Genomic DNA, 13,317 nt, shown 5'->3' on the forward strand with positions numbered 1-13,317 from the left:
CCTGCCTTCGCGGACATACCGTCCATCCTGGGCATGCGTCCGCTCTCGGCTCCTGCCTTCGCGGACATACCGTCCATCCTGGGCATGCGTCCGCTCTCGGCTCCTGCCTTCGCGGACATACCGTCCATCCTGGACATAAAAACCTAAGACCGGGATAAACCTCAGAAATTTGCTTTTAAAAAGGAAGGCCCCCGGGGGAAGCCGGGAGTGTACTCATGTACACGACCAATTCCACCGGGGGCCTGACGCATTTAAAACGAATTTATGAGGTTTATCCCCCGAAATCATCAAGCATGATGTCGTCGCGCTCAACCCCAAGGTCAAGAAGCATATCGATAACACACTTGTTCATAATTGGAGGACCACATAAGTAGTACTCACAATCTTCAGGAGCTGGGTGCTTGCTCAGGTATTCATCATGTAATACTTGGTGAATAAAGCCTGTGTATCCATCCCAATTATCTTCTGGTAGAGCATCTGATAGAGCAACGTGCCACTTGAAGTTATCATTTTCAGCTTGTAGGCCGTCAAAGTCTTCAACATAGAACATTTCTCTCTTAGAACGTGCACCGTACCAGAAAGTCATCTTACGATCAGTTTTGATTCTCTTAAGTTGGTCAAAGATATGTGAACGCATTGGCGCCATACCAGCTCCACCACCAACGAAAACCATTTCTTTATCTGTATCACGAGCAAAGAACTCACCAAATGGACCAGAGATAGTAACTTTATCACCTGGCTTACAGCTAAAGATATATGAAGACATCTTCCCTGGAGGAGTTCCTTTAGGAGCTCTTGGAGGAGGAGAAGCAATACGCACGTTAAGCATAATGATTCCCTTCTCTTCAGGGTAATTTGCCATCGAGTAGGCTCTAATTGTCTCTTCGTTTACTGTTGAGTTATATTGCCATAGGTTGAATTGATCCCAATCCCCACGGTACTCTTCTTCAATATCGAAGTCTTTATAATCAATAGAAAGTCCCGGAGGTCTTTCAATTTGAATATAACCACCAGCTCTAAATGGAACTGATTCACCTTCAGGTAGTTCAAGAACGAATTCTTTAATGAAAGTAGCAACGTTGTGGTTTGATCTAACCGTACATTCCCACTTCTTAACACCAAAGACAGACTCTTCAACTTCAACTTCCATATCAGTTTTAATACTAACCTGACATGCAAGTCTTAGACCTTCACGAGCTTCTTTCTTTGAGATATGTGACATTTCAGTTTCTAGGATTTCACCGCCACCTGAGTGAACGTGAACTGTACACTGGCCACAAGTTCCCCCACCACCACAGGCAGAAGAAACAAATAATTTTTGATCAGCAAGAGCATTAAGTAGCTTCCCTCCAGCAGGGATTTGAACAACTTTCTCACCGTTGATCGTTAGTTTAACATCTCCGCTTGATACTAGCTTTGACTTAGCAAAAAGAATAACTAAGACAAGGGCCAGAACCACAACGGTAAACATTAAAACACCAAGAATAATTGCATTCATAATATTTCCTTTTTATTACTTACCGTTAAAGTTGGATCCCAGAGAAACTTAAGAAACCAAGGGCCATAAGACCTACAGTGATAAAAGTAATCCCTAGACCTTTAAGTCCGTCTGGAACATCACTGTACTTCATTTTCTCTCTAATACCTGCAAGAGCTGCAATCGCTAAGGCCCAACCAAATCCTGAACCTAGACCGAAAACAACAGACTCTCCAAATGTGTAATCTCTTTCCACCATAAATAATGAACCACCAAGGATGGCACAGTTTACAGTAATAAGTGGAAGGAAGATCCCAAGAGCGTTATAAAGAGCAGGCATGTACTTATCAAGGAACATTTCCAGGATTTGTACCATTGCCGCAATAACACCGATGTAACAGATAAGTCCTAGGAATGATAAATCAGTTCCTGGCATACCTGCCCAAGCAAGTGCATTGTCTTTTAATAAGTAATTATAAAGTAAGTTATTGACTGGAATTGTAATTGTTTGAACAACAACAACCGCAACACCAAGACCTAGTGAAGTCTTAACTTTCTTTGATACCGCTAGGAATGTACACATACCTAGGAAGAAAGCTAGAGCTAAGTTTTCAATAAATACTGCTTTTATAAATAGACTAAGATAATGTTCTAACATATTTCACCTACCCTTACATTTCTTCTATTTGATCTTTCTTCCAAGTACGTAGACCCCAGATGAAAAAACCAATTAAGAAGAACGCAGATGGTGCAAGAAGTGCCATACCATTAGTTTGGTACCAACCACCTTCTCCAGTTGTTGCTAAAATAGAAACTCCAAATAGCTTTCCTGAACCAAGAAGCTCTCTAAAGAATCCAACAAATACTAATACAATTGAATAACCAATACCGTTACCAATACCATCAAAGAATGACATGATTGGTGGGTTCTTCATTGCATATGCTTCTGCACGTCCCATAACGATACAGTTAGTAATAATTAGACCAATGTAAACTGACATCGACTTTGCAACATCATAAACATAAGCTTTTAAAAGCTGGTCAGTAACAATTACAAGTGAAGCAATGATCGTCATCATAACGATGATACGAATTGCACTTGGAACGTGATTTCTAATTAGCGATACAAATAAGTTTGCAAATGCACAAACTAATGTAACGGCCAAACACATAACTGCAACTGATTCCATTTTAGTTGTTACGGCAAGGGCCGAACAAATACCAAGAATCTGAAGAGCAATTGGGTTATTTTCAAATAATGGGTTAAGAACTGTTTCTTTTAATTTCATTATTCACCCCCACCTTGAGTATATTTATCAATAAATGGTCCGTATGCGTCGTCCCCCATCCAGTAGCGAACAGTTCCTGTTACACCATTAGCTGTAAGAGTTGCACCTGAAAGACCGTCGATATCAAATTTGCTAGCATCGCGTGCTTCACCTTTGATAACTTGAATTTGAGGATTTCCATTTTCACCAAAGATCTTCTTACCTGGCCAAACTGCTCTCCACTGAGGATTATCAATTTCACCACCAAGACCTGGAGTTTCACCGTGAGCGTAGAATCCAATACCTTTTACAGTATTTAGGTCTGTTTCAAGAACTAGGAAACCGTACATTGTTGACCAAAGACCTTTACCGTGAATTGGGAAAACTACTGATTTCGTTTCTTCACCGTCTTTTACAAAGTATACTTTTCCGTATTTTGCACGAACCTTAATATTTCCAAGATCTTCGTCTGAAGGAATCTTGTAATTTCTTTTTGGATCTTTAGCCGCTTTGTTTGCATCGTATTCAGATGGCTTAATATCTGTTACGTACTCACCAGTTTTAAGATCAACAAGTTTAGCTTCGATTTGCTTATAAGCTTCCTCAATCTCTTTCTTCTGAGCTGTTGATTCAACAATCCCAGCAGTCATAAGAAGGTTCTTCTTAATATCTAAAGCTTTGTTTTCTTCTTGAAGTGGTCTTAATGAAACCGCTGACCAAGATACGACAACTGAACATACAACACATAGGATTGTTGCTACGATCAGAGTTTTTGCAGTACTATCATTACTCATCACTGCCCCCTTATACCGTCTTGTATCCATTTGCACGTTTCTTGATATTACCTTGAATAATAAAGTAATCAATTAATGGTGCAAAACAGTTTCCGAAAAGGATTGCAAGCATAGTACCTTCTGGGAAAGCTGGGTTAATAACACGAACAAGGATAACCATGAAACCGATTAAAGCACCATAGAACCAATGTCCTTTTGTCGTCATAGAAGCTGATACTGGATCTGTTGCCATAAATACTGTACCAAATGCAAAACCACCAATCACTAAGTGCCAAAGTGGAGTTACAGAGAACATCATATTTGTATCAGATCCGATAATATTTAAAAGACCTGATGTTGCAACAGCAGCAAGTGTCATCGAAAGCATGATTCTCCAAGAACCAATTCCTGCAATGATTAGAATTGCAGCACCGATTAAACAAGCAAGAGCTGATGTCTCACCCATTGAACCTGGGATGAATCCTAAGAAAGCATCTTTCATTGAAACAGTGATTGCTTCAACTCCACCAAGAGCAGCTTGTGAAAGAGCTGTTGCTCCAGTGAATCCGTCAACTGCAGTCCAAACCGCATCCCCTGAAATTTGTGCAGGGTAAGCAAAGAAAAGGAATGCACGAGCAGTAAGAGCTGGGTTTAGGAAGTTTTTCCCTGTACCACCAAATACCTCTTTACCGATTAGAACACCGAAAGAGATACCGACAGCAACCTGCCATAATGGAATTGTTGGAGGAAGAGTTAGAGGGAAAAGAAGACCTGTAACAAGGAAACCTTCATTAATTTCATGTCCTCTAACGATTGCAAATAATGCTTCCCAGAAACCACCAGCAATTTGAGTTACTAGAAAGATTGGGAAGAAGTATAAGAATCCGTGTAATAAGTTAGCTAGTAAGCTCTCTGGTGAGAAACCTGCTCCAAGTGCCATGATGATATCAGCACGCCAACCTTCAGGAGTCATTCCAGCAGCTGCAAGAGCAGAGTTTGCTTGAAGACCTGTGTTGTACATTGCCATAAATACCGCAGGCATAAGAGCGATAGCAACTGTGATCATTAATCTTTTTAAATCAAGTGCATCTCTAACATGAACTGAACCTTTAGCGACTCCACCTGGAGTATAAAGGAATGTATCGATCATTTCATATACAGCATAAAATTTTTCGAACTTCCCGCCTTTAGCGAAGTTATCATGTTGAGAATCTAGAAGTTTGCGCAACATTGTAATTATCCTTCTTTCTCAATAATAGTTAAACTTTCTCTTAGAGCTGGTCCGAAATCAACTTTACCAGGGCTTACGAAAGTACAAAGAGCTAGATCTTCTTCGTCTAGTTCAAGACAACCAAGCTCGATAGCGTAGTCATTATCTTTCGTTACAAGTGCTCTTAGAAGTTGAGTTGGAAGCATATCTAGAGGCATTACTTTTTCAAATGATCCAACCGGAACCATCGCTCTATCAGAACCATGAGTAGCAGTTGTGAAATTGAAAATTTGCCCAGGCTTTAACCAGTGAAGGAATGTACGCTTAACAGAGAATTTATTAAGACCTGGCTTGTGCCATCCTAAGAACTCTCTTTCACGCCCTTCAGCTAGAAGAGTAATTTGGTTATGAAAACGACCAAGATAAGCAAATGAACCGGCCATTGCACGTCCACTGAAAACTGAACCTGAAACAACTCTTACCTCACCTTGTCCAACTTTACCTGAAGTTACTTCACCTAAGTGAGCTCCTGGGATTGTCTTAACAAGAGTTGGGTTTACAGAAGCTGGTCCTGCAATAGAGATAATTCTCTCTGTTGAAAGCTCACCTGTTGTAAATAGCTTACCGATAGCAATTACATCTTGATAATTAATTGACCATACCGTCTTTTTATTACTTACAGGATCTACAAAGTGAATGTGAGTACCAGCATTACCTGCAGGGTGAACACCAGCAAATTCCTTTGTTTCAACTTTTGTCGTAGTAGGTTTTGGAATATTACTTCCAGCTGCCTTACAAACATAAGTCTTTCCATCAGTAAGTTTTGAGATAATTTCAATACCGTTTGTGAAGTCTTCACCTGCTTGTGCGATAACAACTGCAGGATCAGCAGCAAGTGGATTTGTATCCATAGCTGTAATGAAAATAGAACTTGGCTCTGATCCAAGATCTGGAGCTTTTGAAAATGGCCTTGTTTTAAATGTTGGCCACAGTCCCGACTCAACTAAAAGAGACTGAACGTCTTCTCTAGATAAATCCTTAACTCCTGTTCCTTTGTAGTTTTCAAAAGTAACTTGCTCATTACCTGAAACTTCAATTACTAAAGTTTCAAACGCTCTTCTTGCCCCACGGTTAATTTCAATAACCTTACCGCTGATTGGTGCTGTATAAAGTACACCTTCAACTTTCTTACAAGAAAATAACGCTTGTCCTTTCTTTACTTCGTCGCCAACTTGAACAATCATTGTTGGTTTCATTCCAACATAGTCTGGTCCAGTAAGGGCAACTTTAGTCACTTGAGGTCCTGCCTCAATCTTTTGTGATGGCTTCCCACTGATAGGAAGATCCAATCCTCTCTTAATGTGAATCATAGCGACAAATCCCGTTATTTTGGTTTGTTAACAATAAAATAAAATTTGAAATTATTAATTTTTTAACAGAAATACATAAAGTTGTAACCCTAATTTTAACTAGTTTAACCATTAAGATTGGCCTTTATTACGAGACCATCATGCGTCAAAACGAAGGCTATTTAGTTACGATTTATTTACCGCAACACTTCTTGTATTTCTTCCCTGAGCCACATGGACATGGATCATTTCGTCCAACTTTAGCTCCGTCTCTTTTAACCTGCGCTACAATGGGCTCTCCGTCTACGAAGAACCAATCTCCGTCAATTTTTACGAACTCAGAACGCTCATAATGCACATGGTCTTGTCCACCTAGGCCAAAAGTTGCTTTAAACTCAACCATTCCCCAATCATCTCTTTCTGTTCCCTCTGCAGTGTCGACTATTTCAAGTCCTTTCCACTCAGATTGTGATGACCAAGCCTTAATTTCGTTTACATCCATATCTTCACGATGATCTGGGTGCGTTGAATCAACAATAAAGTCGATATCCCCAGTTGTGTAAGAAGAATAACGTGCGCGCATTAGAAGTGCGGCCGTCTTTGCTTTTGTTTCACCTTTAATAATTGGTAAACAACATTTTTCTAAACTCTCTCCAAGTCCACATGGACAACTCATAATAAACTCCATTTAAAATCGATATAATAAGTCGGTAAAATTAGTGTTTGTTTCATCAAAATATACCTTGCTTTCTAGTAGTCGACTAGAAATAAATGTGAAGTGCGGCTTGAGCATCTTTTGATACTTTGTACGACTTCGTCTTATGGCATATTCATCTTTGAACTCAAGATCTTCTATTTGGCGATCGAGTTCCTTATCGGTAGGTACAGTCAAATAAAGATACTTTGCTCGATTTGCTAAAATTGGCAAACAATACTCTAGCTCTTCATCTGTGAGGTATTGAAAAACAGAAGTACAAACGGCCAAATCAAAGGACTTCTTTTTGTCTTTATTGCGTTCACACCATGAAACTAAATCTGTTTTTTCTAGCTTAAATTTAGTTGATGGAATTTTATTGATGTCACGCTTCTTAACAATATTGTAAGCATGTTCACTGGGTTCAATTCCATGGGCCTTATATGGTTTAAACTCATCGAGAAGTGCCTCAAATAAGTGTCCCAGGCCAAAGCCGAGATCAATTATTGAACTTATATCAATATACTCCATACCAAATAGATACTTAATATAACCAACGTGCTCTTTGGCATTTCCAATACCATCCATATCATCGGCATCTTCGTAATTTACGTCCCAATAATCTTTGGAAAAGCCTTTAGCTCCCAACTCTTTCACAACTCACTCACCTTTAGTGTTTTATTAATTAAATAGGCATTTGATATCAATCGATAGATTCCTACAGAAAAAATAGCTGACCATAGCAATAGAAACGACTGATAAGTAAAACTTAAATAAATAAGAGGCAGAAAACAAGTAAAGAAAGCAATGACCATATGCTTGCCTAAGAAATCAAAGCGATTAATTCCAAACACCAGTCCGTCATAGACATACGCAATGGAAGCAGGAATTTGGACGATGGCCAAGAAAACAATGACCCCTTTAATCATCTCATAAATCGACTGATCATAAGTAAATAGTCCAATGAGAAAGCGGTTAGCTGTTAAGAAAAGAATGCAAAAAATAACTCCAACAACAGCACCCATTATTAAGAGTTTTCTAAAGATTTCTTTAAGATTCTCATGTCCCTTATTTCCATACAAACTACCACCAATAATATTTCCCGATGTAGCAATGCCATCGGTAAAAAAAGATGCAAAAAGCCATAAATTCAATATCACTTGATGGGCAGCAAGCGCCTTAATTGAGATTGAACTTGCAACTTTTGTAGCAAGAAAGAAACTTGTGGTTAAGAAAGCTGAGCGCATAAATACATTCAATGAATTCTTGCCCATATGAAATGCGTCTTCTAGAGCAATCTTGCTTTTAATAAAAAGGCCTTTTAAAGACTTCTGATTAAGAACGAGGAAAAGGGCAATAAGAAGACCAAGTGCATTTGCAATAATAGTAGCTGCTGCAACTGATGCCAGTCCACCATCAAAGATATAAAGACCTAAGTAGGATAGAATAATATTAGTAAGTGTTGTGAAGCCAATAATATAGAGAACTGTTCTGACCTCGGCCATGCCTCTTAATATGGATAGTGCAGACATAAAAAGTAGGATAAATGTATGGCCATATATTCGAGTTAAGAAGTACTCATCACATTGTTTATAAAGTTTAGGGTCTACTGAAAGAAATTGGTAAATATAATCTCTAAATGGTGCAAGAAAAATACTTAAAATAAGTCCTAGGGCCAGAGCAATTAAGAAAGTAACTTTAATAAGAGAGACCACTCGAGGAAAGTCTTTTTTGCCGAGCTTTTGTGAAATTGCTTGAATTGGTGCATGAACTAAGAAGTTAAACATCCAAGTTAATGATGAGATGATTGATACTCCTACGGCCATTGCCGCAAGCATCTGTGTATCATAATTTCCAACTAAGGCCGTATCAACAATTGAACTTAAGGGCTCTAGCATTGATGCTAGAATAGAAGGCAAAGAAAGGGCCCATAGGCCCTTATAAGATAACCAATCTCGATTCATAGATTGAATTACTTGATTAGTACTTTGTTACAGCAGAAAAAATTGCAACAAAGATAAGTGCTAAGATAAGACCTAGACCAGCAAGTCTATTATTCTTCATTCTCTTAGCTAAAATTGGTCCAAGTGCTGAAACAGCTACCCATAAACCAACTTTTACTTTTACCCACATTGGCCAACCTTCACCGTGGCTTACACCAATACGAGCTAAAAGCCCCATACCACCTACAAATAGTAGGAAACTTGCAATACCTGAAGTTATTTTTAGCAACTTCGAGTTATTACCTTGAGGGCCAACAAATTGCGGTGCAAAAGCTGCAACCATTAGTACTAACATAAAAACGTGAAGTACTTTGTAAAATTCATAACTCATTCTTCTTCTCCATTATTCTCTTCTTCTAAACTTGTCAGTCTGTCGTTAATACAGTTTAAAGTCTTATTGATTCTAGCTAATTCTCTTTCTATCATTAAATCTTCACGGTGTAAGCTTGTTTGCATTCCCTCAACATTTTTCTTTAACACCTTTACGCGGTGGCCAATAGTTAGAAATTCTCTTCCAAGCATAACATTGGCAAAGATGGCAGTATATGTAGCAAATAATCCTGTACCAAGAATCATTAGAAAAACTGCAACCACCCTTCCCGAAAATGTCACAGGTGTAACATCTCCATATCCAACGGTTGTGATAGTAGTAAATGCCCACCAAATTGAGTCACTAATAGTTGTCACGTTAGGATTATGACCCTTTTCGAAATGAAAGAAAGTATAGGCAAAAATTAAAACACCACTATTACCTAGGAAAGTAATAACCCAGAAAGGAACAGTCTTGAACAAGTAGATAAATCGTTCAAAGAATATGTTGATGCTTGAGCGCAAATTGACCTCTATTATAAATTTAGGATTTAACATATAATATTGAATATGAGCTACTTTGGGAATAGTAATAAGGGTGAAAAGATATATCGCGGTGCGTACAACTACTACCGTAAAGATAACCTTTATGCTGAAGAAACATTTGAAGTCTATCGCAGGCCAAAATTCCATCAGATCTATTTTGAGGGTGAAATGCTAGCGCGTGTAATGACTGGGGAACTTTTAAAGGTCCACGTGGCCTATACAGTTGATAAGGAATACACTCCAATAAAAGTTAATATTGTGAAGTCACTTGGTGAACAAGTTTCAAAAGAAATCTTTCTCTTTGATCACTCCAATAGTGAACTTAAGTATCAATTTGAATGTGGTGATATCGTTAAGACTGAATCAATTGCAACCTCGCCTAAGTTCTTTGTCACAACTCCCCTAAGTTGTTGCTCAATGCTTTTCTTATGGTCAAAGAAGTTTGATTCCGTAGGAAAGAATTTTTACTCTTTCTTTTCAACAAATAATCAATGGACGTATTCTGGACCGATTATCAATAATAATATTGTTGTTGAAAGAGTTGCCCAGACTTCAGAAAATATCAAAATTGACGGCAGTACCGTTACTGCCGTTCAGTATAAGCTATTTGAAAAAATTGAATCTAATGATCCAAAAGAATTGAAAGAGACTCCAGAAATGTTAAATATCTGGCTATCTCAACACCAAACAATTCCCTACATTATTAAGGATAATAAAGGCACAAATATCACAATTAAGTATCTCAATAATCTGGATACTATTTAAGATAGCCTATTCTAATGTTTGGACGAATTCTTTAGAAGCTTCTAGCGCTTGCTTAAAGTTTGTACGATTAATTTGATAAGGCTCCATTTGCTTTGTAAGCTTTGCCATCGTTGAATTCTTCCACTTTTTAATTCGTGAATCAATAACAACAACTGCTCCTGCATCATTCTCAGTTCTCAGGAGTCGGCCAAGCTTTTGATGAAGATTACGCGTACGGTGTGCTAGATAATAATCTTCAAATTCATTACCAATATTTGTATCGTAATAATCACGTCTTAATCGAATAACCTGATCCATTGAAAGATCTGGAATTTTATCAATAAAGACAAATCTTAAAGCGTCACCAGGTACATCAATCCCCTCACCAAAAGACTCCATTCCAATTAGAATTCCATTTCCAGAATCCTTAAACTCTTCAACGACATTGGCGCCCATACCTTGAACAAAGACAGGAAGTTTACCTTCAAATTTATCCAACATATACTCGACAGCTTTTTCAAACCTGGCACGAGCAGAGAAAAGTAGAAGCGTTCTTCCACCAATATCTTCAATAAATGGAACCAGACGATCACAAACTGTTTTTACAAAATCCTTATCATATAAAGATGGTGTATCATCGCATAAGAAGACACGAGTCTTATTCTTATAATCGTATACAGAAGGAAGAAATAGTCCTGAGCGGAAGCGTCTTTCTGGCTCACTATAGAGATAACCTGTTGACCACTCCATACCACGACTTCCTTGATCTCCATGTTCATTGCCTAATGTTGCGGAAGTATAGACAACTGAAGAAGATGTCTGAAGAAGTTGATCGTGAAGTATTTTCCCCGTATTAATTGGGCCGGCCGTTAAAAGAAATCCCTGCTGCTCATGATACTTCATTGAAAGAGAATACGGCTGCGTTGACGTTTCAATTTTTAAAAGAAGCGCTAAGGCATTCATAATATCTTCAAGTGTTCCGACAAAAGATTCAAAGCGAGTCCACGCTGTAATCTCAGGCGGCCCTTGCATATCACTTGCTTGCCAACGAACAGTATAAGGATAGACCTTCTCATAAATTGATTTAAGAAGATGGTAAATACTTTCAAGATGATGGAAAACACTCAGCCTTAGGCCTTCTTTTTCAGTTGGCATAATCATTGGAAGCTCATTCCAGAATTTATCTGTATAGCGAGGCATCTTTTTAAAGATCATTTCAAACTTATCAGGTAATTCAAATAAATGATCACGTAACATTGTTGCACTATCAATTGAAAGCATACGAAGTGCCGAGATCTCTTCTTCCTGATTACCTTCAATAAGGTTTCCAATTAAATAAAAAAGAGAGCCAAGACCTTGTAGGTTTTGTAATTGTTTTTGTAGACTTTCAAGATCAGACTGCCCTACTTCAGCAGAAAATGCCTTTGTTGCCTCACCTTCAATCTTATGTGCCTCATCTACAACGACGTATGGAGGACGTGGAAATGACTTTGTCCAAGAAAACATCAAGGCGTGATTTCCAACAATGATATCAGCTTCTTTTGCATCTCGAAGTCCACGAATATATGTACAATTTGCATAGTATGGACATTGCTTATTTGAGCAGGCCCTATAATCTACGGCCAAGTCTTTTTCTGCTTGTGAAAAGTCTTCTAATTTCATTTTCAAAACGAAAGGAAGATCATTTCGAGAGATCATATGCTCAAGTGCACTATTTGAATTATGAAAGAAAAGTGATTCAAAATAAATATCACTAAATTTTTCTTTGAAGTCTTTTGTGTCAGTGAATAAATCTGTTTCATTTTGTCTTTGTGTAAAAAGTAACTCGCAAAAGTGGTTACTAGAGCCAACAAGTTGGCGAATCTTTAAGTCCTTTGGTGAGACACCTAAAAGCTTATGAAGTGCTGGAACGTCTTTATTCATGGCCTGGGCCTGAAGTGTCTTTGTTCCTGTTGCAACGAGGACCTGTTTTTGTTCACTTAAAGCAAATAATGCAGATGGTACTAAGTAGCCCAAAGTCTTACCTGTTCCAGTAGGAGCTTGAACCATTGAATGAATATGATTTTTAAAAGACTGCCCAACTTTTAAGGCCAAGTCTTCTTGTGACTTTCGATAACGATAACCATTAAATAATTTTGAGACTTTTTCTTCATTACTAAATATTTCTTTTACATTGGCACCATTAAAGGTCATATCAAAGTTTTGATGATATTCTTGCTTATCCTCTAAAGTCTTTGGATATGCCCATTCAAGAGCTGTTTCAATATGTGGGATAGGATCAAAATCAATTTGATTTGCAATCTCTAAAACGTCTTCTTCATAGAGACTTAGGAATTTAAAGAACCAATATTTATCTAATGAATACTTATGCATTAAAGACATCATGAAATTATACTTTCCAGCATTTTTTTTCGTCATAAGTGTTGCCACAATAACAACTTTCAATAGATCAATAGAGTCTTGTAAACCACGATGTAGCTCTTTATCTGCAAGTCCCATTCCCACAATAAAGTTTTCAAGTTTAAGAGAAGACATATGTGGAAATAGTAATGATAAGAAATAAAGGGAGTCTTGCCAGCGATGTCCTTCTCTGAAGTCCAAAGTTTCAAAATGATGATCAAGAAAACCCGCTTCAAAGTCAGCATTGTGGGCCAAAATATCATGGCCATCTAATTCAAGAACCTCACCAATTACATCATCAAGCATTGGTGCCTTCTTAAGCATCTTATTATCGATTCCCGTTAGCTTTTGAATAAATTTAGAAATTTCAAATTCTGGACGGCATAGTGATTCATACTTATGAATAAGTTTTGTTCCTTCAAATTGAAGAAATCCAACATCAATGATCTCATCAACGCTTGCATCAGCGCCCGATGTCTCAATATCTAATAATGCCCATTTACCCAGTGTGTTATTGTCTTCGCTCATATCATCTTCCTCTAAA

Annotated in this window: 13 protein-coding genes; 1 reads left to right on the forward strand and 12 read right to left on the reverse strand. The window is 38.0% G+C overall.

What is annotated here, in order from left to right:
- Nucleotides 1-271 precede the first annotated feature (271 nt).
- The 11 genes from nqrF to DAY19_RS14270 all read right to left on the reverse strand — a co-directional run bounded on the left by nqrF (nucleotide 272) and on the right by DAY19_RS14270 (nucleotide 9,641).
- Nucleotides 272-1,498, reverse strand: coding sequence for an NADH:ubiquinone reductase (Na(+)-transporting) subunit F (gene nqrF / locus DAY19_RS14220; RefSeq protein WP_115363615.1), 1,227 nt, complete (start codon nucleotides 1,496-1,498; stop codon nucleotides 272-274).
- Nucleotides 1,499-1,523: 25 nt separating this feature from the next.
- Nucleotides 1,524-2,135 (reverse strand): NADH:ubiquinone reductase (Na(+)-transporting) subunit E, encoded by a 612-nt coding sequence (nqrE, locus tag DAY19_RS14225; protein ID WP_115363617.1) that lies wholly within the window; start codon nucleotides 2,133-2,135, stop codon nucleotides 1,524-1,526.
- A gap of 13 nt (nucleotides 2,136-2,148) precedes the next feature.
- On the reverse strand, nucleotides 2,149-2,766 hold the full coding sequence (locus tag DAY19_RS14230; protein WP_115363618.1) for an NADH:ubiquinone reductase (Na(+)-transporting) subunit D: 618 nt from the start codon (nucleotides 2,764-2,766) through the stop codon (nucleotides 2,149-2,151).
- The gene (locus DAY19_RS14235) at nucleotides 2,766-3,539 is read right to left on the reverse strand and encodes a Na(+)-translocating NADH-quinone reductase subunit C (protein WP_199506665.1); all 774 of its coding nucleotides are present in this window, start codon (nucleotides 3,537-3,539) and stop codon (nucleotides 2,766-2,768) included. Before DAY19_RS14235 ends, DAY19_RS14230 begins: the two co-directional genes overlap by 1 nt.
- Nucleotides 3,540-3,549: 10 nt before the next feature.
- Nucleotides 3,550-4,755: an NADH:ubiquinone reductase (Na(+)-transporting) subunit B gene (locus DAY19_RS14240; RefSeq protein WP_115363622.1), complete on the reverse strand. Its 1,206-nt coding sequence runs from the start codon at nucleotides 4,753-4,755 to the stop codon at nucleotides 3,550-3,552.
- Nucleotides 4,755-6,098 carry a Na(+)-translocating NADH-quinone reductase subunit A gene (locus DAY19_RS14245; RefSeq protein ID WP_115363624.1) on the reverse strand — a complete coding sequence of 448 codons (1,344 nt, stop codon included), beginning with the start codon at nucleotides 6,096-6,098 and terminating at the stop codon, nucleotides 4,755-4,757. The genes DAY19_RS14240 and DAY19_RS14245 overlap by 1 nt, the downstream gene beginning before the upstream one ends.
- A gap of 172 nt (nucleotides 6,099-6,270) precedes the next feature.
- Nucleotides 6,271-6,753 carry a YchJ family protein gene (locus DAY19_RS14250; protein ID WP_115363626.1) on the reverse strand — a complete coding sequence of 161 codons (483 nt, stop codon included), beginning with the start codon at nucleotides 6,751-6,753 and terminating at the stop codon, nucleotides 6,271-6,273.
- A 12-nt stretch (nucleotides 6,754-6,765) separates the two neighbouring features.
- Complete coding sequence (locus DAY19_RS14255) at nucleotides 6,766-7,428, reverse strand: class I SAM-dependent methyltransferase (RefSeq protein ID WP_115363628.1); 663 nt, start codon at nucleotides 7,426-7,428, stop codon at nucleotides 6,766-6,768.
- The gene (locus tag DAY19_RS14260; RefSeq protein ID WP_115363630.1) at nucleotides 7,425-8,735 is read right to left on the reverse strand and encodes an MATE family efflux transporter; all 1,311 of its coding nucleotides are present in this window, start codon (nucleotides 8,733-8,735) and stop codon (nucleotides 7,425-7,427) included. Before DAY19_RS14260 ends, DAY19_RS14255 begins: the two co-directional genes overlap by 4 nt.
- Nucleotides 8,736-8,751: 16 nt before the next feature.
- Entirely contained in the window at nucleotides 8,752-9,105 is a 354-nt protein-coding gene (locus tag DAY19_RS14265) for a SirB2 family protein (RefSeq protein WP_115363632.1), read from the reverse strand.
- Nucleotides 9,102-9,641: a potassium channel family protein gene (locus DAY19_RS14270; RefSeq protein WP_115363634.1), complete on the reverse strand. Its 540-nt coding sequence runs from the start codon at nucleotides 9,639-9,641 to the stop codon at nucleotides 9,102-9,104. Before DAY19_RS14270 ends, DAY19_RS14265 begins: the two co-directional genes overlap by 4 nt.
- Before the next feature lie 12 nt (nucleotides 9,642-9,653).
- Between DAY19_RS14270 and DAY19_RS14275 the strand changes: the two genes are divergently transcribed.
- Nucleotides 9,654-10,394, forward strand: a complete 741-nt coding sequence (locus DAY19_RS14275) for a hypothetical protein (RefSeq protein WP_115363636.1) — start codon at nucleotides 9,654-9,656, stop codon at nucleotides 10,392-10,394.
- A gap of 6 nt (nucleotides 10,395-10,400) precedes the next feature.
- Here the strand turns inward: DAY19_RS14275 and DAY19_RS14280 are convergent, their stop codons facing one another.
- Complete coding sequence (locus DAY19_RS14280; protein WP_115363638.1) at nucleotides 10,401-13,301, reverse strand: helicase C-terminal domain-containing protein; 2,901 nt, start codon at nucleotides 13,299-13,301, stop codon at nucleotides 10,401-10,403.
- Between the last annotated feature and the right edge of the window lie 16 nt (nucleotides 13,302-13,317).

Source organism: Halobacteriovorax vibrionivorans (genome assembly GCF_003346865.1).
Lineage (GTDB): Bacteria > Bdellovibrionota > Bacteriovoracia > Bacteriovoracales > Bacteriovoracaceae > Halobacteriovorax_A > Halobacteriovorax_A vibrionivorans.

Coding starts and splice junctions, on each gene's coding strand:
- nqrF (WP_115363615.1), bottom strand. CDS start 1,498: ATGAATGCAATTATTCTTGGTGTTTTAATGTTTACCGTTGTGGTTCTG.
- nqrE (WP_115363617.1), bottom strand. CDS start 2,135: ATGTTAGAACATTATCTTAGTCTATTTATAAAAGCAGTATTTATTGAA.
- DAY19_RS14230 (WP_115363618.1), bottom strand. CDS start 2,766: ATGAAATTAAAAGAAACAGTTCTTAACCCATTATTTGAAAATAACCCA.
- DAY19_RS14235 (WP_199506665.1), bottom strand. CDS start 3,539: ATGAGTAATGATAGTACTGCAAAAACTCTGATCGTAGCAACAATCCTA.
- DAY19_RS14245 (WP_115363624.1), bottom strand. CDS start 6,098: ATGATTCACATTAAGAGAGGATTGGATCTTCCTATCAGTGGGAAGCCA.
- DAY19_RS14250 (WP_115363626.1), bottom strand. CDS start 6,753: ATGAGTTGTCCATGTGGACTTGGAGAGAGTTTAGAAAAATGTTGTTTA.
- DAY19_RS14260 (WP_115363630.1), bottom strand. CDS start 8,735: ATGAATCGAGATTGGTTATCTTATAAGGGCCTATGGGCCCTTTCTTTG.
- DAY19_RS14265 (WP_115363632.1), bottom strand. CDS start 9,105: ATGAGTTATGAATTTTACAAAGTACTTCACGTTTTTATGTTAGTACTA.
- DAY19_RS14270 (WP_115363634.1), bottom strand. CDS start 9,641: ATGTTAAATCCTAAATTTATAATAGAGGTCAATTTGCGCTCAAGCATC.
- DAY19_RS14275 (WP_115363636.1), top strand. CDS start 9,654: ATGAGCTACTTTGGGAATAGTAATAAGGGTGAAAAGATATATCGCGGT.
- DAY19_RS14280 (WP_115363638.1), bottom strand. CDS start 13,301: ATGAGCGAAGACAATAACACACTGGGTAAATGGGCATTATTAGATATT.